Annotated in this window: 21 protein-coding genes; 11 read left to right on the forward strand and 10 right to left on the reverse strand. The window is 64.5% G+C overall.

The genetic code is table 11. The annotated features are described in order from the left end of the window. Positions 1 to 129 precede the first annotated feature (129 nt). Positions 130 to 732, reverse strand: coding sequence for a hypothetical protein (locus NQJ30_RS06875; RefSeq protein WP_255769097.1), 603 nt, complete (start codon positions 730 to 732; stop codon positions 130 to 132). 170 nt (positions 733 to 902) lie between these two features. Here NQJ30_RS06875 and NQJ30_RS06880 point away from each other — a divergent pair, with 170 nt between their 5' ends. Next, positions 903 to 1643 carry a GOLPH3/VPS74 family protein gene (locus NQJ30_RS06880; RefSeq protein WP_255769098.1) on the forward strand — a complete coding sequence of 247 codons (741 nt, stop codon included), beginning with the start codon at positions 903 to 905 and terminating at the stop codon, positions 1641 to 1643. Between the two features lie 133 nt (positions 1644 to 1776). Here the strand turns inward: NQJ30_RS06880 and NQJ30_RS06885 are convergent, their stop codons facing one another. Continuing rightward, positions 1777 to 2868, reverse strand: coding sequence for a type I restriction endonuclease (locus NQJ30_RS06885; protein WP_255769099.1), 1092 nt, complete (start codon positions 2866 to 2868; stop codon positions 1777 to 1779). Positions 2869 to 3485: 617 nt separating this feature from the next. On the opposite strand from NQJ30_RS06885, the gene NQJ30_RS06890 reads away from it, so the two are divergent. Beyond that, the gene (locus NQJ30_RS06890) at positions 3486 to 3830 is read left to right on the forward strand and encodes a DUF3846 domain-containing protein (protein WP_255769100.1); all 345 of its coding nucleotides are present in this window, start codon (positions 3486 to 3488) and stop codon (positions 3828 to 3830) included. A gap of 152 nt (positions 3831 to 3982) precedes the next feature. Here NQJ30_RS06890 and NQJ30_RS06895 read toward each other — a convergent pair whose 3' ends face one another. The 4 genes from NQJ30_RS06895 to NQJ30_RS06910 form a co-directional block, all read right to left on the reverse strand. Continuing rightward, positions 3983 to 4450 (reverse strand): MarR family winged helix-turn-helix transcriptional regulator, encoded by a 468-nt coding sequence (locus NQJ30_RS06895; protein ID WP_255769101.1) that lies wholly within the window; start codon positions 4448 to 4450, stop codon positions 3983 to 3985. An 8-nt stretch (positions 4451 to 4458) separates the two neighbouring features. After that, on the reverse strand, positions 4459 to 6117 hold the full coding sequence (locus NQJ30_RS06900) for an MDR family MFS transporter (RefSeq protein WP_255769154.1): 1659 nt from the start codon (positions 6115 to 6117) through the stop codon (positions 4459 to 4461). Between the two features lie 189 nt (positions 6118 to 6306). Continuing rightward, entirely contained in the window at positions 6307 to 7320 is a 1014-nt protein-coding gene (locus NQJ30_RS06905; RefSeq protein WP_255769102.1) for a DMT family transporter, read from the reverse strand. Further along, positions 7317 to 7922: a TetR/AcrR family transcriptional regulator gene (locus NQJ30_RS06910; RefSeq protein ID WP_255769103.1), complete on the reverse strand. Its 606-nt coding sequence runs from the start codon at positions 7920 to 7922 to the stop codon at positions 7317 to 7319. The genes NQJ30_RS06905 and NQJ30_RS06910 overlap by 4 nt, the downstream gene beginning before the upstream one ends. Positions 7923 to 8248: 326 nt before the next feature. Between NQJ30_RS06910 and NQJ30_RS06915 the strand changes: the two genes are divergently transcribed. The 3 genes from NQJ30_RS06915 (at position 8249) to NQJ30_RS06925 (ending at position 9917) form a co-directional block, all read left to right on the forward strand. Next, a complete protein-coding gene (locus NQJ30_RS06915) occupies positions 8249 to 8761 on the forward strand; it encodes a CarD family transcriptional regulator (protein ID WP_255769104.1) in 513 nt (170 codons plus the stop codon). A 164-nt stretch (positions 8762 to 8925) separates the two neighbouring features. Next, the gene (locus NQJ30_RS06920) at positions 8926 to 9225 is read left to right on the forward strand and encodes a hypothetical protein (protein ID WP_255769105.1); all 300 of its coding nucleotides are present in this window, start codon (positions 8926 to 8928) and stop codon (positions 9223 to 9225) included. 212 nt (positions 9226 to 9437) lie between these two features. Continuing rightward, a complete protein-coding gene (locus NQJ30_RS06925; protein WP_255769106.1) occupies positions 9438 to 9917 on the forward strand; it encodes a MarR family winged helix-turn-helix transcriptional regulator in 480 nt (159 codons plus the stop codon). A 47-nt stretch (positions 9918 to 9964) separates the two neighbouring features. Here NQJ30_RS06925 and NQJ30_RS06930 read toward each other — a convergent pair whose 3' ends face one another. Further along, the gene (locus tag NQJ30_RS06930; RefSeq protein ID WP_255769107.1) at positions 9965 to 10537 is read right to left on the reverse strand and encodes an MOSC domain-containing protein; all 573 of its coding nucleotides are present in this window, start codon (positions 10535 to 10537) and stop codon (positions 9965 to 9967) included. A 176-nt stretch (positions 10538 to 10713) separates the two neighbouring features. On the opposite strand from NQJ30_RS06930, the gene NQJ30_RS06935 reads away from it, so the two are divergent. Then, the gene (locus NQJ30_RS06935) at positions 10714 to 11523 is read left to right on the forward strand and encodes an IclR family transcriptional regulator (protein ID WP_255769108.1); all 810 of its coding nucleotides are present in this window, start codon (positions 10714 to 10716) and stop codon (positions 11521 to 11523) included. Between the two features lie 78 nt (positions 11524 to 11601). Here the strand turns inward: NQJ30_RS06935 and NQJ30_RS06940 are convergent, their stop codons facing one another. Next, entirely contained in the window at positions 11602 to 12831 is a 1230-nt protein-coding gene (locus NQJ30_RS06940) for an aromatic ring-hydroxylating oxygenase subunit alpha (protein WP_255769109.1), read from the reverse strand. A 74-nt stretch (positions 12832 to 12905) separates the two neighbouring features. Next, complete coding sequence (locus NQJ30_RS06945) at positions 12906 to 14153, reverse strand: NAD(P)/FAD-dependent oxidoreductase (RefSeq protein ID WP_255769110.1); 1248 nt, start codon at positions 14151 to 14153, stop codon at positions 12906 to 12908. Positions 14154 to 14398: 245 nt separating this feature from the next. Here NQJ30_RS06945 and NQJ30_RS06950 point away from each other — a divergent pair, with 245 nt between their 5' ends. From NQJ30_RS06950 to NQJ30_RS06970, 5 genes are all read left to right on the forward strand, one after another. Beyond that, the gene (locus NQJ30_RS06950) at positions 14399 to 14749 is read left to right on the forward strand and encodes a bifunctional 3-phenylpropionate/cinnamic acid dioxygenase ferredoxin subunit (RefSeq protein ID WP_255769111.1); all 351 of its coding nucleotides are present in this window, start codon (positions 14399 to 14401) and stop codon (positions 14747 to 14749) included. A 35-nt stretch (positions 14750 to 14784) separates the two neighbouring features. Continuing rightward, complete coding sequence (locus tag NQJ30_RS06955) at positions 14785 to 16683, forward strand: BCCT family transporter (RefSeq protein ID WP_255769112.1); 1899 nt, start codon at positions 14785 to 14787, stop codon at positions 16681 to 16683. A gap of 97 nt (positions 16684 to 16780) precedes the next feature. Beyond that, positions 16781 to 17713 (forward strand): formyltetrahydrofolate deformylase, encoded by a 933-nt coding sequence (purU, locus tag NQJ30_RS06960; protein ID WP_374113227.1) that lies wholly within the window; start codon positions 16781 to 16783, stop codon positions 17711 to 17713. 34 nt (positions 17714 to 17747) lie between these two features. After that, positions 17748 to 20255, forward strand: coding sequence for a GcvT family protein (locus tag NQJ30_RS06965; RefSeq protein WP_255769113.1), 2508 nt, complete (start codon positions 17748 to 17750; stop codon positions 20253 to 20255). Between the two features lie 226 nt (positions 20256 to 20481). Then, positions 20482 to 21987: an HNH endonuclease signature motif containing protein gene (locus NQJ30_RS06970; RefSeq protein ID WP_255769114.1), complete on the forward strand. Its 1506-nt coding sequence runs from the start codon at positions 20482 to 20484 to the stop codon at positions 21985 to 21987. 118 nt (positions 21988 to 22105) lie between these two features. Here NQJ30_RS06970 and NQJ30_RS06975 read toward each other — a convergent pair whose 3' ends face one another. Beyond that, a complete protein-coding gene (locus NQJ30_RS06975; protein WP_255769115.1) occupies positions 22106 to 23077 on the reverse strand; it encodes a peptidase in 972 nt (323 codons plus the stop codon). Between the last annotated feature and the right edge of the window lie 95 nt (positions 23078 to 23172).

The following is a 23172-nucleotide window of genomic DNA, read 5'->3' on the forward strand; positions in this document are numbered from 1 at the left end:
CGGTTCTAGCCGGTCACGACCGGAGCCGCGCGGTTGGGTGTGGCGGTTGAGGATGGTCGGAGCGGTGGGGCCGTGCGAACTTCGGGCGGACCCAGCTGTGCTGCGTCCGCCCGAAGGAGTGCGGCAGGATCAGTGTCCATGGCCGCCCGGGCCGCCCGTCTCGGTGGCGGTGATGGTGAAGTTGGCGTCAAGCTTGACAGTGGCGTGGGTGCCGTCGGTTTGGGTGATGTGGGCTTCGTATGCGGCGCTGCCGTCGTCTTCGGTGGTCATGTTTTCGACAGTGGCGCCAGTATTGGCGGCCAGCACTGCGTCCTTGACCTTGGCGGCAATGTCGCCGGTGAGGTCGGTTTCGTTCCCGTGATTGCCGCGGCCGCCCTTGCCGCCGGTTTCGGTGGCAGTGACGGCGTAGTTTGCGTCGAGCTTGACCGTGGCGTGGGTGCCGTCGGTTTGGGTGATGTGGGCTTCGTATGCGGCGCTGCCGTCGTCCTCGGTGGTCATGTTTTCGACGGTTGCGCCGGCGTTGGCGGCCAGCACTGCGTCCTTGACCTTGGCGGCAATGTCGCCGGTGAGGTCGGTTTCGTTCTCGTGATTGGGACCGCTGGACGTTGCCGTTGACGTGGCGGACGGGGTGGTGGCGGCGTTGGCGGGCAATGCCATGGCTGTGAGGGCTCCGCCGCCGATGAGTGCGCCGATAAGGGTGGTGCCTGCCGCAATTTTCCGGATGCTGTTCATGGTTTTCTCCTTGCTGGTTCCACTCCGGTTTCGAAGCTGGTTCCATCCTCAATCGGAACTCTTTGGGACCACTTTCACGCTGCTGTGCGCGCACTGTGAGTAATACCCCCGCGGTGGTCAGCCCAAAAATTCTCGTTGTGGTGGCCCTCCAACAGGGCCACCATGATCGTATGAACGCTGAAACACCTCAAGCGGTGGAACTAAACCTTCCCCAGGCCTTCCTCCTGCTGGCCACGAACGACACCACCGGAAAACCTGAAGTGCCCGTGTTCGCTCTCAGGACCACGGTGGCCGGAGCAATACTGGCCGAGCTGGACCTGATCGGTGCGATCGAACTGCAGGGGCGGCGCGTCAGGGCCACCGGCATCACCCCCACAACGGACCTTAGGCGGGAGCTCGAAGTCATCAGCGGCAAATCCCGGCTCCACAGCCCCAAAAGCTGGGTCTCCATGTTGGAGGGCCGGGCGGAAGTGCAGCATGTCTACGACGGGATGGTGTCGGCAGGCATCGTTGAACACGTCGGTGAAAAGCATCTGGGCCGGTTCCGGGCCGTGCGGTACCCCGAGAAGAACCATGCCCCTGAGGCGGCTCTCCTGGAAAGAATCCATAAAGCACTCAGCGGTGCGCCGTCGGAACTGGAGGTGCCTGAAAGGATGACTCCGGTCGATGCATCCGTTGCTGGTGCACCTGACGCCGGCACCCCGGTTGCCAAGACCGACTCCAGGGCGGCCAATGCCAGGACCATTGTGCTGATCGCCCTGCTTCAGGCGGCCGGAATGCTCGGCAAACTCTTCCCGGACGCAGATCTCACCCGGGCAGATGAGCTGGCGAAGGACTATTGGCCAACCCATGCGGTGGAGGACGAACTTCGAATGATCAGGTTGGCGGAACAGGAAGCAGCGACGTTGTGATGCTGCCCTTCGCCGGACATGGGGGAGCGGCACCAAACGCAGCGGACGACGGCGGGAGGTCCCGCCGTCGTATCTCCTTCAGTGTTCGGCGTGGCCGGCCATTAGGTGAGGTCGGGCACTGCAGTGTGGACCTTCACAGGTAGCTTTTAACGCTCGCCCGCAGGGCTTCGGTGTGTTCGTAGATTTCTTCCAGCGAGCCGATCGGCACTCGAGTTTCTTCCTTGTTGTCATTGAACAGTCCCAGGTACTTCTGGGTGCGGTTGAAATGCAGGCGTGCGATGGGTTTGCGGTTGTTGTCGTCCAGAAGCACTGCGAAATAGGACTTGGCATCTCTCTGCGCCACGCGCGCGGGCTTGACCTCACTGCAGACGATGGCCCTGACTATCTGGTAGCCCTCGATTTCCTCCAGCGTTGTTTCCAGACCGTCCGCTTCGGCCAGATTGGCTTCGGCAACCGGTGCGCTGGTGACGCTGGCCGCCACTGTTGAATCGTCACTCTGCGGAAAACCCGGGGCGCCGAGAGCCTTCTTCAGCCGTTCATTCACTTGGTCATTCAGGAACTGTTTTGACGCCTTGCTGACAAGGGAGGTGAACTGTTCCCTTACCTTCTGGGTATAGGGACCCTGATACACGCGTCCAGTCAAGAACTTGACCCATTCATCCTCCGGCTCTTTGAATTGCGCGGCGAGGCTCCTTTTGAGTTCCCCGATGTATTTCAGTTCACCTGCGGCACTGATGATCGAGTCGAGGTCGAAGACGTCTTTGGAAAGTTTCTGCAGTTCTGGAATGAGCGATTCATCGATGTCATTCAAATCGAGCACGAGGAACGGTTTGTCATCCATGCGGTTCGGTGCATCGAGGTCAGTGAAGAACTGGTACACCTCGCCGTTGGTGAGGATCGCGATTCTGGCGCTCGTGACGGCAAAGTACCGAAACAGTTGGGACGCATGCTCGATTCTGACGGGCTCCGTGGACTTCTTGCACTCAATCAGGATCTGGACTTCGCCGTCCTTGACGATCGCATAGTCGATCTTCTCGCCCTTCTTGAGCCCCACATCCGCTATGAACTCAGGAACGACTTCCATGGGATTGAAGACGTCATACCCGAGGATTGTGGAAATGAAGGGCATCACAAAAGCATTTTTTGTGGCTTCTTCGGTTTGGATCACACCTCGCTGCTGGCGCACCTTTGCTGCCAGCGCTGAAAGCTTTTCTGCAAACTCCATTGGTCCCCCTTGAAAAATGTTGGGTGCTGCCAACCGTAGCGTAGCGGAATGACCTATTAATGTGTGCTGCAGATGAAGGATTCTTTTTCTCATGGATCGTTCCCGGACACTCGGTCCGGTCCTGAACGGGGGCAGATGCCAGCTCAGCGAGGGGTGTGGTGCCCGGCGCTGACACGGAATCAGCAAATTCCGTGATGGTGGCCACCACGTGCCGTCAGAAAAGCCGGTATTTTGCCCGGCGCGGCCAGTCCGGCCGCCGTAGCAGGGCTTCGCAGCCCTTCCGCGCGTTTTTCCGGGAACTGGCATTAAAAATATAAGTGTGTATGGTATCGGGTAGACACACAGGATAGAAAGGTGGAATTCCATTGTCAGGAAAATCGCCCAAGAGCGGCAGCTCCAAAAAACCGGGAAAGTCAATTCTCGAAAAACGAGCCGAAAAGCGAGCTAAGAGCGAAACTAGCGAAATTCAGTTTATAAAGCCGCGCAAAAACCAGCGCTGATTTACCGCGGGCAGCCGACTGCGCGACTCCTAGACCCACTCGGCTGCCCGCCACCCACTTCTCGCCGCCACTTGAGGCCGCAACTGAGATCCACGTTTCAGTCACAAGGACATGACCATGAAGACCACTTTTAACGCCCTGATCGTCCCTGCCCACCTCACGCAACCTGTGCGCATCGAGACCGTGGACACGGACATGGAGGCACTGCAGAAGTTGGTTGCAGGAAACATCGAATCCATCACGAGCCGGGACTGGCACGTCTACTTGAACGATGAGGGCAGCCGCCTGCCCCAGAACGTGCGGGCCGAAGTACTCGCGCGCGAAGCCGGAATCTCCCTGGACGACACCCTCAACGGGACGGCGGTATTCCTCGGCCACGGGGCCCGCGGACACGAGTCAGACGCCCCCGGCCACCTGATCCGGCTCGCCGAGGAGCTTTTCGACGCGCCGCTGGCGGCCTGACCGCCCCGGGGGATACGGCAAAGGTTTGCCACACAAAAAAGAGACGTACGACGGCGGGAGGTCCCGCCGTCGTACGTCTCAGTCATTGCCCAATCACCTGCGGTCCTCGCCAGGAGGAATCCGGCCGCGGAGGACCGGCGGCCGGGCACCTCTTATGACAGGGACGCTATCTTGGCCAGGAGTCCGGCGAAGCGGTGGACTTCATCGATGTCCCACTCCGAGAGCCGATCGTGGAGTACCTGGCGCACCTGGGCAAGGTTCGCGTCGTAGCGCGAGTGGGCCTCCGGGGTCATTGACACAAGCTGGGCCCTCCCGTCGCTGGGATCGATGGTCCTGGTGACGAAGTTCAGCGACTCAAGCTGCTTGATGGTCCGGCTCATCATCGCCTTATCCGAGCCCAGTTCGTGGGCCAGCCAGCCCTGTTGTCGGGGCCCTGTCCGGGAAAGCGTGGTGAGCACCATGAATCCCTGGGGCTGTAGCGCCGGGTGGATGGCCACAGCGTGGGTCCGGATACTGTTCCGGGCCCGGATCAGCAACGTACCAAGTTGCTTCTCCACGTCAGCGATCGCGCCATCGAAGTCGGCGTTGTCCGGTGCGGCTAACGGGGCGGTGTCGATCACTGGGTGTCCTACCTCAACACTGTTTCGTTTTCGTCGTCCAGCCGCGGAGTGACTGCAACGGCAGCCTCACTCACCTCGGCCAGGTTCTGCTCGGCGGCTTCCAGGCCTTGGTGCGCGGTTGCTGCAGCGTCGCTCTTCTCCCGCTGATGCCGGGTCTGGGTGCTCAGTTCCAGGTTTGGCATGAACACGATCGCCAGGATGGTGAGGATGCTCAAGGGGGCGGCCACCATGAAGATGTGGGCCACGGCGTCACCGTACGTGGACTCGATAATGGTGCGTACCGAGTCCGGCAGGCTGTGCACCGAGGGGATGTTTCCGCTGGCCAGGGCGGCGCCAATTTCCTTGCCCTGCTCGCCGAGCCCAACGATGGCAGCCTGCAGGTCTGCAGCCTTGGCGGCCATCAGGTCAACCACCTTGGTGCCCATGATGGCGCCCAGGACTGAGACGCCGATCGTTCCGCCGAGGGACCTGAAGAACGCGATTCCCGAGCTGGCCACGCCGATTTCGGCCGGGGTGACGGCATTCTGGACGATCAGCACCAGGTTCTGCATGACCATGCCCAGGCCTGCGCCGAGGGTGAACATATACAGCGAGACCAGGATGAAGTCGGTGTCGTAGTGGATGGTGCCCAGCAGGTACAGGCCGGCCAGTTGGAGGACCGAGCCGATGACCATGATGGACTTCCACTTGCCGTGCTTGGAGATCAGCGCGCCGGCAATGGTGGAAATGATCAGCAGCCCCGCCATCATGGGAATGGTCATGAGCCCGGACTGGGTTGCATTCGCGCCACGGGCCAGCTGCATGTACTGGGCCAGGAAGACCGAGGTGCCGAACATGGATACACCCACGGAGATGGAGGCAATCACCGAGAGGGTGAACGTGCGGTTCTTGAACATGGAGAGCGGGATGATGGGCTCCGACGCCTTGAACTCCACGAAGACGAACGCGATCAGGGCAACAACGGCGCCGCCCACCATCAGGGCAGAGGTGGTGCTGGCCCACTCGAACTGGTGCCCGGCCAGGGAAACCCAGATCAGCAACAGCGCGACGCCTGCAGAGAGCAGCGCGATCCCGGCGTAGTCGATGGAAACCTTGCGTTTGGGCTTGACGGGCAGGTGCAGGGTCTTCTGGATCAGGATGATGGCAACCGCGGCAAAAGGGAGCGCCACGAAGAAGTTCCAGCGCCAGTTGAGGGAGTCGGTGATGAAGCCGCCGATCAGCGGTCCGCCCACGGTACCCAGCGCCATGACAGCACCGAACAGGCCCATGTACTTGCCACGTTCACGCGGGGAGATGATGTCTGCCATGACAATCTGGCTCAGCGCCGTCAAGCCGCCGGCGCCCAGGCCCTGGAAGACGCGCATGGTGATGAGCATCGTGGTGTCCTGGGAGAATCCGGCGATTGCCGAGGCAACCACGAAGATCAGCAGCGAGAGCTGCAGCAGCACCTTGCGGTTGGAAAGGTCGGCGAGCTTGCCCCAGATGGGCGTGGAAATGGTCGTGGCCAGCAGGGTGGCTGTGACCACCCAGGTGTAAGCCGTCTGGTCGCCGTGCAGGTCCGAGAGGATAACCGGAAGCGACGTGGACACCACGGTCCCGGCCAGAATCGAGACGAACATGCCCATCAGGAGGCCGGTCAGGGCCTGGATGACCTGGCGGTGGGTCATGCCCGAATCGGACAATCCCGGGCCGGCCTTTGTAGGTTCGGATTTCTGAGACACGAGGGCTCCAAAGAAAGGGAAATGGTTGATTAACAACAACCATAACCGATTTTGGTTGCTTTGGGCAACTAACTTGCGGTGAACTGCGCCTCGGTATGCGAATGGCATCTGCGCGAGGTTATGCCCCGCGCCAACTCATCGGGGAATAAGTGAGCTTTCGGCCTCAGTGCCTTGGGCCTCAGTGCCGGCAGCATCAGCGGCCGCGACCGCCGTCGTGCGTTTGCGCGGGATGGGGACGGTGAGGACGAACAGGCTGGCGGCGATCATCGCGGCACCCACCCAGCCGTGCTCCGGCAGGCGTTCGCCCACCACAACCACCGCGAGGACGGCCGCCACCACTGTCTCGGCGAGTGACAGGGTGGTGGCCGTGCTGGCACGCACCCGGGCGAGGCCCCAGCCGAACAGGACGTAGCCGGCGAACATGGGCACAAGCGCCATGTAGGCACCCACAGCGAAGTTCTGCCAGGAGGCGATGAGTGGAGTTCCGGTGACAAGCAGAACGGGCATCAGCAGCAGTCCGCCGACGCCAAAAACGCTGCCCATGACCGCTCGTGATGGGACGCCCGCGTTGATGAGGCGGTGGGCGGCCCAGGAGTAGAGGGCATAGGTGAGCCCGGCCAGAAGGCCCAGCGCGATGCCCGCGGGTGCGGAGGAAGTCGAAGCTGCAGGTCTGAGGCCGCCATCGGCATTGCCTGCCCCGGCAAGGCATAGCAGCACGGCGCCACCGACGCCGAGGAGGGCCCCGGCAGTCCACCGGCCCGTCAGCGGCCGCCTGTCCACCACGCGCTCGATGATGGCGGAGGCCAGGGGAGCAGAGCCAATGGAGACCACCGTTCCCACGGCCACGCCAGCCAGATGCATGGACGAGTAAAAGGCCAGCGGATACAGTGCAACGGCCAGCGTCCCCAGAGCCAAGATGGGCCACTGGCTTCGAAGGTCGGCCCGGAATGCCCGCATGGGACCGGCCGCTATGCCCGCCTGGAGGAGGCCGCCGAGGCCCATGGCTGCGGCGCCGATCGCCAGCGGGCTGACATCGGGCGCAAACGTGGCCGCCGTGCCGGTGGTGCCCCACAAGACCGACGCCGCGAGCACAAACACAGCACCCCAAGCGGAGCCGGGGAAACGCGCCGGCTTCCCGGCGCCTGTCACAGGGAACCGATCAGGGCGGCCGCAATGTCCCGGGCTTCCAGGACACTCCTGTCGCTTCCTTCAAGTCCGGCCCGCACCATGGAACCTTCCAGCAGGAACGCGAGGTGCCGGGCCAGGGGCGCAGCCTTGCCTTCCGAGCCTGGCGGGAGCAGGCCCGCTACGTGCTCCGCCAGCAGTGCTTCGACTTCCTCCTTGTGCTGCCGGACCGCCTCGCGGCCGGGATCGCCGGCCGGAAGTTCGGCTGCCGCATTCAGCAGTCCGCAGCCTCGGAAACCATGCTCGAAGGCGAGGTCTGCGTGATCGGCGTAGGCATCAAAAACGGCCAGCACGCGCTCACTTGGACTGGAGGCCTTCCGCAGGCGCGCCCGATAGAGCCCGAGCCACTCCTCATGCCGGGCATGCAGGTACGCCGTCACGAGGTCCGCTTTCGACGCGAAGTTGTTGTAGAGGCTCTTCTTAGCCACGCCCGCATCGGCGGTGATGGCATCGATGCCAGTTCCAGTCAGGCCATAGGCGTAGAAGCGCCTGGCCGCGGCCTCGAGCAGCGCTTCGCGGGCTGGCCGCCGCGAAGTCCTCGCGGCGACGGTTTCTTTTGACGCCATTTCGGATGCCTCCAAGAGTTTCTTAAGTAGGTAGACTAGTCTACCTACTTAAGTGCGGGAATGCATGACGCCGGAACCACCCGCCGTCGTCCGCTTTCCAAAGACGTATGGTGCCTTTGTGGGATAATTGAAGGAGCCAGGCTCGCGGAGTTAGGTGCTTTCCCCCTTGGGATTGTGTGTAATTCCGCGCTCCCACATTGCTCATCCGGCCAGCATTTATGGTGCGTCGGCTCGCTGTGGGACGACCGTCTCCGGCGTGATTACCCCAGGTACATCCGGCCACTGATGTCGAGTGTGGTTTCACGTCCACGCGGAGGCAATCCCACATGCACTTCATCGAAGGCCAGACCGTCGTCCATCCCCATCACGGGCCTGCGACAATCCGAAATATCACCACACGAACCGTCCGGGCCACCGAATCCCGTTACCTCATGCTGGAAATCCGGGACAAGAATCTCGTGGTCGGCGTGCCCGTGGAAAACGCGGACACCGTTGGACTCCGGACCGTCTTCAACCAGGCCGAAATCGACAGGCTGTTCGAAGTGATGCGCGAACCCACGGGACCGGAAGAGCCGCAATGGTCCAGGCGCATCAAGGACGCCCAGGAGAAGCTCCGGTCCGGTGACATCTTCGCCGTGGCCCGGGTGGTGCGCAACCTCATCCGCCGCTCGGAGCGGGACCACCTATCCCCGGTGGAGAAGTCGATGCTCAAGTACGCCAAGCAGCCTTTGGTGACCGAGGTGAGTCTGGCCCTCGGGCTTGGAACGGACGAGGCCGAGGCCCTGATTGATGCGCTGCCCGGCACGGCTGAACCGCCCGCGGAGTTGGTGGCCAGCTAAGCGGGCCTGGACCGCGGGGCTGTCGGACACGCACGCCCGGGTGGGGATCTGCGGATCGCCGCCCGGGCGTTTTGGTGTGAAGTGCGACGGCGGTCCCTCCCGCCGTCGTCCTTCCCGCCTGACGCAGCCTTCCCGGCGCTGCCATACAGTGGGACGATCTCTGTATGAGCGAAGACTACGTTGACAGTATTGACGACCACGGCCCGCACCAGCACGCGCATGTGGCGCCGACGACGCAGCAAATGCGGACTGTGGGTCAACGCCGCCGCGACGCGGAGGAAAAGCTGGAGCACCACCTCCAGGAAGCCCGCCACAAGGACGAACCCCATGCTGACGAGGACTCCGGTCCGGCTCCTGCCTTGGGCGGCGGCGAGAACGCTTCCACCGAGGGCGATGATAGGGACCGTGCGGACCTGACCGCTGGTCAGGCGGCCGTTGAGGGCGAAGCGTCCCCGGAGAACTGATAACCAAGGGCCGCCCTTCAATCGGAGGAGCGGCCCTGATCGGCGTCTATCTGAGGTGCTCTGGCGCTGTCTTTTGCCAATTGGATGGTAAGCATGCTTATTGTAGTGGTGCGAACCATGCATAATCCGCCCACGACATGCTCCGCCGTCGTAGGCACAGACAGCACCGACGTCACTGCGTCGTGTGAACGTCAGAGGCAAGGACGGTTCAGATGAAGAGCATTTCAGAAAGTGAAATACGGGATGGATACCGGCTCCTCATCCTGTCGGCGCGGTTGTTACAGCGCCGACAAGACGAGGTCCTGGCACCCTTGGGACTGACGCGGGCTGCCGCAATTGCCATGGGGGGCCTCGCCGATGGCCCCCTCAACCAGGAACAGCTGGCCGCTGCCATCCACGTCAAAAGCCAGACCATCGGCAGGGTCCTGGAGCGGCTCCACAGCGCAGGGCTGGTGAGCCGGACACGCCTTCCTCATGACCGGCGGCAATTCACCATTGCCCTCACGGACACCGGCCGGGCCCTGCTGAAGTCCGCCCGCGATGCCCAGGCCAACGCCTTCCCCGCCGACTCGAACGGATGGCGAAAACTCCGCATGGAGCTCTCCAGGTTCGTGGACAGCCTGCAGAACCCGGAATCCGCCGAACGCAACTCAACCTCAGCAGCCGCGGCCCGGCGTTGGAGCAACGGGTGAGGAGGCTGCGCAGGGCAGCCTGGACGCATTAGGACAGCCTGTACGCATTAGGGCAGTCGGGACGCCCTCAACATCGTGGTCTCGCCTGCGCGGTCCGGTTCCAACGGGACCGGGCTGACCAGCACGGCAGGTCCGCGGTGCAGGAAACCGTCCGAGAGCGGCTGGCAGCGCACCCCGCCCCTTCCGCGCATCGCCCGGTGCGCGCCCGGGGCGAGCATCTGGTCCATCCACGCGCAGGGGTTCGCGGGCCGCCCGGCCTTAAACCGAACGAACTGACCGCCAGATTCCAGCACGAATTCGCCGCCGATCAGCGGTGCCAGCTGGGCTCCGCGCAAAACGATGTTGCGCCGGGTGAGCAGCGGGTCAAAGGGTGCCGTGCCCAGTTCCGAGGCCATTGCTTCGAGCGCCTCGATGGACATGAGGGTGACAGCCGCATCCATGTGGGCCGCCTTGCCGAAAAATCGGTCACCGACGATGCCCTTGCCCGCCACCAGCTCAACACTTTCCGCATCAGTGGATGGAACATCCGCCGCCCCCTCGCGTGCACGGCCGAAGTAGGCGTGCGCAGGAGACACCAGCAGATGCAGGATTTCGACGTTGTACCGGTGGGTTGCTGTCATGTCCTAAAACTAACCCCGTGCCGCGGACCCCGCAGCCTCGCGTGTCCCGCAGACCCCGCAGTTTAACGGGCCTCGCAGTTCAGCGGACCTCGCATAGGATCAAACTAACCGAGAGGGAGCCCCAGGCGCCCTCTGTGGCAGGCAAGCAGGCCGCAAACTACTTGAGGGTATGAATCATGGCTTCGAACAATGACCGCGAACCCGACGTTGATGCGGAGGCGGGCCAGCACGGCGGCGTTCAGTCGGTGGACCGGGCCATCGCGGTCCTGGAAATCCTGGCCCGTGACGGTCACGCCGGCGTGAGCGACATCGCCGAGGAGATGGGGATCCACAAATCCACGGTCTCCCGGCTGCTGGGTTCACTGGTGAGCCGGGAGATGGTCCACCAGAACAGTGAACGCGGAAAGTACCAGCTCGGCTTCGGCATCCTGCGGCTGGCCAGCTCCATCCCGGGCCGGCTGAGCCTGGTGCGCGAGGCCCGCCCTATCCTGGAAAGCCTGGCCGACGAATTCAAGGAGACGGTGAACCTCGCCGTCCTGCGCTCCAACGTCGCGGTCAACGTGGACCAGGCCATGGGGCCGTCCACGCTCGCAACGTATGACTGGGTGGGCAGCCTGACCCCGCTGCACGCAACTTCAAGCGGAAAGGTCCTGCTGGCGGCGCTGCCCGCGGATGAGCGGGACCGGATCCTCAAGGAGACGGGACTGGCCGCGCGGACTCCGCGGACCATCACCAACCGGGCCAAGCTGGAGAATGAACTGCTGACCGTCGCCCGGAACGGCTACGGGGTCACGCTGGAGGAGTTCGAGATCGGCATCAACTCCTTGTCCGTGCCGGTGTACAACCACTTGGGAACGGTGGTTGGCGCCATCAGCATCTCCGGCCCCGTCTTCCGCTTCGACCCCGAAAAAGAGCCTGGACTTATTGAGGGGATGAAGGACGCGGGCCTCCAGGCCAGCGCCAGGATGGGCTACACCCGCCGGTAGCTACACGCGGTTTCCGGACCACAAACAAGCACCCCGGACAGAAGCCCGGGGTGCTTGTCTGTGGGGTGCTTGAGAACCTCAGGCGGAGCTGCCTGCCGAAGACTCGTACCGTTCCAGGGTTTCAGCCCGTTCCTCCAGCGGCAGCGTCTCGGCGGTGAGGCCCATCCGCACTTCACCCGACGGTTGGACGTCGCCCACCTTCTCCTGAACCCAGTCGTGGAAAGCGGCAATGTGGTGCTCGCTCGGGACCAGCACGCCGCCCTTGGCGTAGGTCTTCGAGGCCATGCCGGGCTGGCAGCGTTCGCACGCGTCGAAGTCCTGCATGTTGACCCGGTGGAAGAGCTCCACCGAGGCCGTGACGTCCTTGCCGCTCTCCACCACGGAGGGCAGGTACAGCCAGTCGCATTCAACGATGGTGTGGTCCGCGGACATCGGGAACATGCGGTGGATGATGACGTGGTCCGGCACCAGGTTCACAAACACGGTGGGTTTGATGGTGATGGCGTAGTAACGCCGGTCCTGGTCCTCGCCCACGCCGGGGATGATATCCAGGCCCTCGGAGCCATCGATGGTAAAGCCCTTGATATCGTCACCGAACTCCGCGCCGTGGCCCACGAAGTACTGGGCGGCCAGGCCATCGGCGAACTCCGGCAGCACCTCAGTCAGCTCCGGGTGGATGGTGGCGCAGTGGTAGCACTCCATGAAGTTTTCGATGATGAGCTTCCAGTTCGCCTTCACGTCGTAACGGATGCGGCGGCCGAGGCTGAGGTTGGCCACGTCGTAGCCTTCAATTGCCTTCAGGTCGCCCAGCCGCTCTTCAATGGCGCCCATGACTTCTTCCTCGAACGACGGCGGCTCGTCCGCCAGGCAGACCCACACATAGCCGAGGTATTCGCGGATGTGGACCTTCACCAGGCCGTATTCGTCCCGGTCGATATCCGGCATCTTGGTCAGGTTGGGAGCCGCGATGAGCTTGCCCTCGAAGTCGTAGGTCCAGGCGTGGTAGGGGCACTGGAACGAGCGGGCGGCTTCGCCTTGTTCCTCCATGCACAGCTTCACGCCGCGGTGCCGGCAGACGTTGTAGAACGCGCGGATGGCGCCCTTGCGCGTGCGGCTGATCAGCACACTTTCGCGCCCGATCTGCACCGTTTTCCACGCACCGGCCTTGTCCAGGTCTGCGGACCGGATGGCGCAGAACCACATCTGCTCGAAGATCCGTTCCTGCTCGGCGCGGAACACGGCCTCATCCACATAGGTGTAGCCGGGCAGGGTGGGGATCAGACTCGGGGCACTAACCTCAACAGACAATTTGTCCTCCTTACGAACAAAAGATCAACAACAAAACTTGGTGGGTGGGTATTGATTCGGGCGTGGGATGGCAGTTAATGCACGACGGCGGCTCCCACGAGTGCGGGGACGTCCTGTCGTGCGGGTGCTGCGGTGGTTGCGGCCAGGGGGGTGGCCGGCGCCGGGACAACCGACGCCAGGCTGCGGCGCCACTTGGTAAAGAGCCGGGGCTGGTTCATGCCGAGGACCGCCACGGGAACGTCGGCGCGGTAGTAGACGGCAAGGCAGCTGTGGGTCTTGATGTCGCCGGCTTCGATCTCCAGCCGGTCGTACCCGGCGGAGTGGCCGGCGAACTGCAGCTTCACGCCGTGCTGGTCGGACCAGAAGTAGTGCGGTTTGGCCGGTCTCGGCGCCGCGTCAGCGTCCAGCAGGGCTTCGACGGCCACGGCCGGCCGTTCCAACGCGCAGGTCCAGTGCTCCATCCGGCGGTGCACTCCAGCCTCGGCGTCGAACCAGGCTGCGCAGTCACCCACGGCCACGATCCCCGGCACGCTGGTCCGGCCCATGGCGTCGCACACCACGCCGCCGCATAGCTCCAGGCCGGAGCCTTCGAGCCAGCCTGTGTTGGGCTCGGATCCGATCCCCACCACCACAACATCCGCGCCCACGTAGCGTCCGCCGGCGAGGCGGAGGCCCGTGACGTTGCCTTCGCCGCTGTAGAAATCCTCAATAACGGCGCTGGAAATGAGTTCCACCCCGTTTGCAGTGTGGAGCCCGGCCACCACGCCGCCCATCTCCGTTCCGAGCTGGGCGGCGAACGGCACCGGCTTGGTGTCAATGATGGTGACGTCCATGCCCCGCGATGCGGCGGCGGCGGCAACCTCCGCGCCGATGAAGCCGGCGCCGATGATGGCCATCCTGCTGCCCGGCACCAGCTCGGGAGCAAGGTCCTGGGCGTCGGCAAGCGTTCGGAGGGTAAAGACGTTACTGAGGCCGGCCAGGGTGGGAAGCTGCCGCGCCCGTGCACCGGTACTGATCACGATTCCATCCGCCTGAACGGTGCTGCCGTCCTTAAGGAGGATGGTCCGGGACTCAGCATCGAGGGAGGCTGCCCCGCCGCCCAGAAGCCATTCGGCGTCCAGCCCGTCGTCGTCGGACTCCAGGGAAAGGTCCTCTGCCGTAACCCGTCCAAGCAGGAACTCCTTGGACAGCGGGGGCCGATCGTACGGCCGGTGGGGCTCATCGCCAATGATGACCAGCCGGCCGGTAAAACCTTGGGCCCGGGCGGCACGGGCGGCTGAAAGGCCTGACAGGGAGGCCCCCACAATAGCTAGCGTCTGCATTTCGACGTCCCTTCAATTGCTTCTTACGCAACAACAATCGCCATGTGCAACAGAGTGAGCTACGCCACGGCCGCTGTCAAGGGTTGCCCCAATAAGTGGACGGCGCTGCGCAACAGAGGAAGAAAGCCTTGACAGCCCATGTGATCTGCCGCACTCTGTTGCTTATAGTGATTGCTGTTGTTCATTACGAAACACAGTTGGCAGCAATTGCGTATCAGGATCCCCAACCAAAGAAGAGGTCCCTCATGCACAAGGCATGCCCGCTCAGCGAACTGGCGCCCGGGGAAGCGCTCCGGCTGAACACGTCACCGCCCATCGCCGTTTTCCATACGGAAGAGGGCGAACTCTTCGCTATTGACGACACGTGCACCCACCAGGATGCGTCCCTGGCCGACGGCTGGGTGGAGGACTGCTGGGTTGAATGTCCGCTCCACGCGTCACGGTTTAACCTGCGCACCGGGAGCGTTGACGCGCCGCCGGCCAAGCTGCCGGTCCGCTCCCACGAGGTAACGGTGATCGACGGCGACATCATGATCACCGAATCCACGGAAGTCCCCAACCTTCCCCCCGGACTGACAGTGGACGGCCACATCTAGCACCAGCCCATGAATCCAAACAAAAGGACTTGCTCATGGCTTTGAACAGTGAGACCCGGCCGGACAACGACGTCTTGGACGAATCAGATCTCCTTCCCACCTATGCCCCCGGGTCGGAGGCAGAGGACACCGAACAGATCATGCAGGAACTCCGTCGGACCCGGGCCGAACAGGCTGTGGCCGAGAGGCGCAACAGCAAACTCACCCTCGACAAGGCCACCTTCGGCATCACCGGTGCAGTTGCGCTGGCCTTCGTAGCCTGGGGCTTCCTCGGCCGGGACAGCCTGGCCACCACCTCAACGCTCGCCCTCGACTGGGTCATGGAGTACACCGGCTGGCTCTTTATGGTCTTGGCCTCCTTGTTTGTTGTCTTCGTCCTGTGGTTGGCCCTCGGTAAATGGGGCAACATCCCGCTGGGCAGGGACGGCGAAAAACCCGAGTTCAGGACCGTCTCCTGGATCTCCATGATGTTCGCGGCAGGCATGGGCATCGGCCTGATGTTCTACGGCGTCGCGGAGCCGCTTTACCACTACATCTCCCCGCCACCCGGAACTGTGGACGGGCGCACTCCCGCAGCCATCCAGACAGCCATGGCCACCTCCATCTTCCACTGGACCCTCCACCCCTGGGCCATGTACGCCGTGGTGGGCATTGCCATGGCTTACGGCACCTACCGCCTGGGCCGCCGGCAGCTGATCTCCGCTGCCTTTACGTCCCTGTTCGGACTCCGGGCAGTGGAAGGGCCGGTGGGGAAGTTCATCAACATTCTGGCGATCTTCGCCACGCTTTTCGGCACGGCAGCCTCCCTGGGCCTTGGTGCCCTGCAGATCGGCAGCGGCCTGACGTCGAACGGGTGGATCGGCGAAGTCGGCACCCCCGTCCTGGTGGCCATCGTCGCCATCCTGACGGCCTGTTTCGTTGCCTCTGCAGTCTCCGGCATCAGCCGCGGCATCCAGTGGCTGTCCAACATCAACATGGTCCTGGCCGTGGTCCTGGCGGTCATCGTCTTCATCGCCGGGCCCACCCTGTTCATCCTCAACCTCATCCCCGCCGCGGTGGGCGACTACGCCAGGGACCTGGCCGAGATGTCCTCCCGCACCGAGGCAGTGGGCGACGAAGCGCTGCGCAAGTGGATGTCCGGCTGGACCATCTTCTACTGGGCCTGGTGGGTGTCCTGGACGCCTTTTGTGGGCATGTTCATCGCCCGGATCAGCCGGGGCCGGACCATCCGCCAGTTCGTGACCGGCGTGCTGCTGGTCCCCAGCATGGTCAGCGTCATCTGGTTCGCCATCTTCGGCGGCACGGCCTTCCACGTCCAGCAGGAAGCGGACAAGGCCGGCACCCCCGGACTGGTATCCATGGTCAACGGCGCACCGTCCATCGACTTCGACGGAGCACTGTTCGATCTGGTCAAGAACATGTCCATGCCCGCCTGGCTGACCGCGGCGGTCATCATCCTGGCCATGGTGCTGGTGGCCATCTTCTTCATCACGGGGGCCGACTCGGCCTCCATCATTATGGCGTCACTCAGCTCCAACGGGTCCGCCGATCCGAAGCGGGGCCTGGTCATCTTCTGGGGACTCCTCACGGGGGCGGTGGCGGCGGTGATGCTGCTGGCCGGCGGCGATGAGCCCTCGGAGGCGCTGTCCGGACTGCAGCGCATCACCATCGTGGCAGCCCTGCCGTTCGTGCTGGTCATGTTGCTGCTGTGCTTCGCCATCGTCAAGGATTTGCGCCGGGATCCGCTGTCACTCCGACGGCGGCTGGCTGATTCAGTGGTGGAGCGCGCCATCCGGACGGGCGTAGACCAGCACGGCGGAGCCAAGTTCGACCTCGTGACAAAACATGAATGCGGCGAACCCTGCCCGGACGGGACTCGCTGCCCCGGCGATTCTCCCGGCGCCGAGTCCGCCAAGCCCACCCCCACATTTTAGGAGCAAAACCGTGACCATCCTTCTCGAAAGCCGCGTGCCGGGCCACACCACTGCCGTGCCGGGCAGTTCTACCGCCGGGGCGGGCAACGCCACTGCGGTGGCGGCCGCTGCGGTGGCGGCCGCTGCGACGGCAGCCGCCACCACCCGCCCGGCCCAGTTCGTCCTCACATTGTCCTGTCCCGAGCAGCCCGGAATCGTCCGGGCGGTGACGGCCTTCCTGGCGGACCGCGGCTTCGACATCGTGGAACATCAGCAGTTCGACGACCACGTCAGCGGAAACCTTTACCTGCGCACGGCGTTCACCGGCGGTGGTCTCGCCGAACCCAACCACGGAAGCCACGTACCCAACCAACAGGACGTGGACAGCCTCACCGCAGCGTTCGCTCCGACGGCCGGCGAATTCGGCATGGAGTTCACCATCCATGACGGCAGGCCGCAGCGGCTGTTGGTGATGGTCTCGAAGTTCGGACACTGCCTCAATGACCTCATCTTCAGGTGGCAGGCAGGCAGCCTCGGTGCGGAGATCGCCGTCGTGGTTTCCAACCACGAGGACCTGCGCGCCATGGCGGAAGCCGCGGGCCTTCCGTTCATCCACGTCCCGGTGACGGCAGCCACCAAGCCGGAGGCCGAGGCCCGACTCCTGGAACTCGTGGCCGAGTATGACGCGGACCTGGTGGTCCTGGCCCGCTACATGCAGGTGCTGTCCAACGATCTCTGTACCAGCCTCCGAGGCCGGGCCATCAACATCCACCACTCGTTCCTGCCGGGCTTCAAGGGCGCCAAGCCGTACCACCAGGCGTACGACCGCGGCGTGAAGCTCGTCGGGGCCACCGCGCACTACGTCACGGCGGACCTGGATGAGGGGCCCATCATCGAGCAGGAGGTGTTCCGGGTGGACCACAGCCTGGACGCGGATGCCCTGGTGACTGTGGGCCGCGACGCCGAAACGCAGGCGCTGTCCCGGGCGGTCAAGTGGCATTGCCAGCACCGCGTCCTGCTCAACAACACCCGCACCGTCGTCTTCCGCTGACGCGAACGTCCGCCAAGTAACAGGAGAAACACTTATGAGCGCATCACCACGCGTTGTCATCATCGGCGCCGGCATCGTTGGCACCAACCTTGCGGATGAACTTGCCACCCGCGGCTGGACCAACATCACCGTGGTGGAACAGGGGCCATTGGAGCTGGCGGGCGGTTCCACCTCGCACGCGCCGGGCCTGGTGTTCCAAAACAACCCGTCACGGACCATGACCGAATTCGCCACATACACGGTCAACAAACTGCTGGCCCTGACCAAGGATGGCGAGTCCTGCTTCAACCAGGTGGGCGGCCTGGAGCTGGCAACCACTCCCGAGCGCCTGGCCGACCTCAAGCGCAAGATGGGCGTCATGGCCTCCTGGGGCGTGGAAAGCCGGATCATCGACCCCGACGAATGCGAAAAGATCTACCCCCTCCTGAACACCGGCAAGCTCACCGGCGGCCGCGAAGTGCTGGGCGGCCTGCTCATCCCCACCGACGGCGTGGCCCTGGCCGCCCGTGCGGTGCAGCTGCTGATCGAGCGCTCCAGCGAGCGTGGCGTGACCTTCGTCGGCTCCACCACGGTGACCGGCATCGCCCAAGAGGGCGGCAAGGTGACCGGCGTCGAAACCGGCAACGGACTGATCCCGGCGGACATCGTGGTGTCATGTGCAGGGTTCTGGGGCCGTGAACTCGGCAAAATGGTGGGACTGGAGGTGCCGCTGCTGCCGCTCGCGCACCAGTACGCCATCAGCACGCCGCTCCCCGAACTCGAGGGCGTCAACGAGCTGCCCAAGGGCGCCAGCAAACCCATCCTGCGTTACCAGGACAAGGACCTGTACTACCGCGAATGGGGCGACCGCATCGGCATCGGCAGCTACGCCCACCGCCCCATGCCGGTGGACATGTCCGCCCTCCCGAAGGTCTCCGCAGAGGAGATGTCGGACCACCGCATGCCCTCCCGCCTGGAGTTCACCCTGGAAGACTTCCTGCCCGCCTGGCAGGACAGCCAGGAGCTGCTGCCGGCACTGCGCAGCGCCGCGATCCAGGACGGCTTCAACGGCATCTTCTCCTTCACGCCCGACGGCGGCCCGCTCATGGGCGAGGCGCCGGACCTGGACGGCTTCTTCGTTGCCGAGGCCGTCTGGGTAACCCACTCAGCCGGCGTTGCCAAGGCGATGGCCGAGCTGCTGGTGGAGGGCCAGTCCCGCACCGACCTGCACGGCTGCGAGCTGACGCGTTTCGAGAAAGTCCAGACCTCCGACGCCTATGTCAGCGAAACGTCCCAGCAGAACTTCGTGGAAATCTACGACGTCCTGCACCCGCTGCAGCCCAGGCAATCCCCGCGGGACCTGCGCGTCAGCCCCTTCAACGTCCGGCAAAAGGAGCTGGGCGCGTTCTTCCTGGAGTCGGCCGGCTGGGAGCGGCCGCACTGGTTCGAGGCCAACCGCGGCCTGCTCTCCGAACTGCCCGTGGAGTGGCAGACGCCGGAGCGGGACGAATGGTCCGCCATGTTCTCTTCCCCCATTTCCGCAGCCGAAGCGTGGAAGACGCGCACCGCCGTCGGACTTTATGACATGACGCCGCTGAAGCGGCTGTCCATCACCGGCCCGGGCGCTGAGTCGCTGCTGCAGCGCCTCAGCACCGGCAACATCACCAAGAAGCCGGGTGCCGTGACGTACTGCCTGCTGCTGGAGCACGACGGCGGCATCCGCAGTGACGTGACGGTGGCGCGGTTGGCGGCGGAAGAGTTCCAGCTGGGCGTGAACAGCAACGTGGACTTTGACTACCTGCGGGTGGAGGCGCGTCAGCAGTCGGCCGCGGATCCGGCGCAGTGGGTGCATGTTTCCGACATCACCGGCAGCACCTGCTGCATCGGGCTGTGGGGGCCGCTGGCCCGCGAAGTGATCGGCAAGGTCAGCGCCGACGACCTCAGCAACGATGGCCTGAAGTACTTCCGGACCAAGGAAATCTCGGTGGGCGGCATCCCGGTCACGGCCATGCGGCTCTCCTACGTGGGCGAACTCGGGTGGGAGCTCTACACCACGGCGGAGTACGGCCTGAAGCTCTGGGACCTCCTGTTTGAGGCCGGGCAGGAACACGGCATTGTTGCTGCCGGACGCGGTGCGTTCAACAGCATGCGGCTCGAGAAGGGCTACCGGCTGTGGGGCACGGACATGACGTCCGAGCACCAGCCGTATGAGTCCGGCCTGGGTTTCTCCATCGCCAAGGATAAGACCGGCTTTGTGGGTTGTGAGGCCCTCGCCGCACGCAAGGAGCAGCCCGCCACCCGTGCGCTGCGGTGCCTGACGGTCGACGACGGTACGTCCATTGTGCTGGGCAAGGAACCTGTGTATGTGGACGGTTCGTCCGCCGGGTACGTTACGAGCGCCGCCTACGGCTACACCGTGCGCAAGCCGATCGCGTACGCCTGGCTGCCGGCTTCGGTTTCCGTCGGTGATTCGGTGGAGATCGAATACTTCGGGAAGCGGATCGCGGCGACCGTCACGGCTGAGCCGCTGTTCGATCCGGGCATGGAGAGGCTGCGCGGCTAAGGGAGGCTGAGCCCTTCGAAACCTGGCGTGAAGACCGGGCGCGTCTGTTGGCGGGCCCGGTTTTCACGTGTGCTCGCTCGTTCGTCGAGGTGTTTGTTTTCGAAAACCGAGGCCTCGTCGATCGTTGGCGGTGCCTTTGATCTGCGGCTGTTCGAGCGGCGGCTGTTCGAGCGGCAGGGGTGAGGGCCCAAGCTTAAATGTCAGACCCTCCGTTGATGATTGGTTTATGGGGAAAGAGGCGGTGGCGAGGGCGTTTTTGGATATCGAGTCTGCTCTTGCCGTGCTCGATGCCGAGGTTGGTGCGGCTGCCGGTGCGGGTTCGGATGGGTCGTTGGAGGCGGATCCGTTGCGCGCTGTGGGGGATCTGTGCCTGGACGTCCTGGCCGGGTCCCGCAGGGTGGAGGCCAATGTCGCCGGGCTGAAGGCCCGTGCGGCTGTGACCTACGCGGACACGGTCCAGGCTGTCGAGGCGCCGGATGCGCCGGTGCAGGCGCAGGAGATGGCCGTGCGGGCGGAGGTCGCGTGCGCGCTGACCATCGGCGACCGCGCTGCCGGTGCCCTGCTGAGCCAGGCACACATGCTGACCACGGTGTTGCCGCTGACGTTCTCGGCCCTGCAGGCCGGGACCATTTCCTGGCAGCACGCCCGGGTCATGGCGGACGAAGCCGCCACCCTGGACCCGGCCGGCGCCGCGGCGATGGAGGCCCACTTCCTGGATCCTGGCGCCCTCGATCCGGCGCGTGGCTGCCCGGCCGGGGAGATGCCGGCCTCCCGGTTCCGGCACAAGGCCCGTACGTGGCGCGAACGCCACCACACCGAAAGCATCGAGCAGCGCCACGCCAAAGGGGTCCTGGACCGCCGGGTCGAGTACGCCCCGGACCAGGACGGGATGGCCTGGCTCTCGGCGTACCTGCCCGCGGACCAGGCGGCAGCGATCTGGAACCGGACCACCGCCATCGCCCGCGGCTTGCAGGGCCCGGACGAGGACCGCACCCTCACCCAGCTCCGGGCCGACGTCGTCGCCACCGCGCTCCTGAGCAGCGGCAACACTGGACACGGAGGCGAGGGGCTCGGCACCGACGACAGCCCGGACGGCACCGCCGGCGTGGACCCGACGGGATACGGCGCGGGGCGGGTCCCGTCCCCGCGGGCCCAGGTCCTGGTGACCGTGCCGGTGTTTTCGCTGCTCGGCGCCACCGACGAACCGGCGATGCTGGACGGGTACGGGCCGATCCCGACCTCGATGGCCAGGGACCTCGTGGCGAACGGGGCCGATTCGTTCTACCGGGTCCTGGTGGACCCGCGGGACGGGGCGCCGCTGGAGATCGGCCGGACCAGCTATCGGCTCACCAAGGCCATGCGGCAGTGGTTGCGGCTGCGGGACGGAAAATGCCCCTTCCCGGGCTGTAGCAACAACTCGCTGGACAACGAGGCGGACCACCTCCTCGCCTGGGCCAAGGGCGGCACCACCGGGGTATCGAATCTGGGACAGCCCTGCCCTAAACACCACAGGCTGAGACATTCCAGCGCCTGGGAACCTACCCCGGCCACCCAGGACGAACCACCCGGCTGGATGTCACCCTCAGGCCGGCCCTACAAAAGCGAACACCAGGACTGGGAACCACCACACTGGCCCGCAGACCTCCAACCCCGCGGCCACCCCGATTTTCTCCATCTGGGGCTGTCACTGGGAGAAGACGGCCTGGACAGCTTCCTCCACGCCCTCGCCTAAGAACCGCGGACCTGACTGCGGCGTAACTGACTGCTGTGTACCTGACTGCTGCCCATCTGGACACGGTCCAACAGAAGGGGAGCTTCGCCGTCGTGCGCTTCCTTGCTGCGCCTACGCGTCACAGCCGCGGGACGCACGCCCCGGTTCCCAGGAGGGCGAGCCCGGCCCGGTCGCCGGCGGCAAAGTCGAACTGTCCGCTGTTCTCTTCGTGCATCAGTTGCGTGGGGTCGTCTACGTGATCCAGGCCCAGCACATGCGCGAGCTCATGCAGGATGATTGCGCGGACCAGGAGGGAGCCGTCGGTGCGGGCGAGGATTTCTCTGAGTCCCGGTGCGTCAAGTGTCACTTGGCCGGCAACGAAAACGTATGGTTCACCAGGAATGTGAGCGTACGCGCTGCCTCCGGTGCCCGCCACCTTACCGGCCAGGTCCGGTGATTCCTCCGGGGTGGACCAGGTAATGAGCACCGGCGCCCATTGTTTGCCGTAGCGGTCGGGCTGGTAGGTAGAGCGCGTTTTTGACGGCGCCTCGTCCGTGGCTCCGTCATACACAAACTGCAGCCCGGAGGCGGCGGAGACCATGGACACAGCCTGTTCGATGAGCCGTTCGGTCCCCGGGGGAGCATTGTCGGGGCGGACCACGTAGTGCACGGGGCGGCAGGGGTCGTAGGCAACAAATCGCTGGCCAGGATCCGGCGACGGTTGCAGGATGTACGCGGTCGAGCCGCTGGCGGCCGGCGGGATGCCGAGCGGAGCGGAGGCCGCCTCAAAACCGGATGGCGGCACCTTGGCGTCCGGCAAGTACGGCAAAGCTGCCGGCAGCACGTACCGATCGAAAAGTGCCGGTGTGAAGTAGAGACCGACCACCAACGCGATTCCCAGGACCGTGGCAGCCCGTCTTCTCCACTTTCGCCCGCTGACGTTCTTGCGGCCGATGGTCTTCCTGGCTGAGACCTGCGAAACCGGGGGACTCCGCCAGGGATCGGGGTCCTGCAACTTACCGAGCGCCTCGTCGATCGCCCACTGCGGAGTGCGCCCGCTGGGCGAACGGCGGATCCGCGGTAAACCGTCGCCGCCAGAATCCGATCCCAAATTTTTCCCCCTTGTGCCGCCGCGTCCATCTCCCTTGATGGTCAGATCAGCATAATGCCCGACGCCGGTGCCTCCCGCCGGTGCCTGCCGCCGGT

This window comes from Pseudarthrobacter sulfonivorans (assembly GCF_024391045.1).
Taxonomy (GTDB): Bacteria; Actinomycetota; Actinomycetes; order Actinomycetales; family Micrococcaceae; genus Arthrobacter; species Arthrobacter sulfonivorans_B.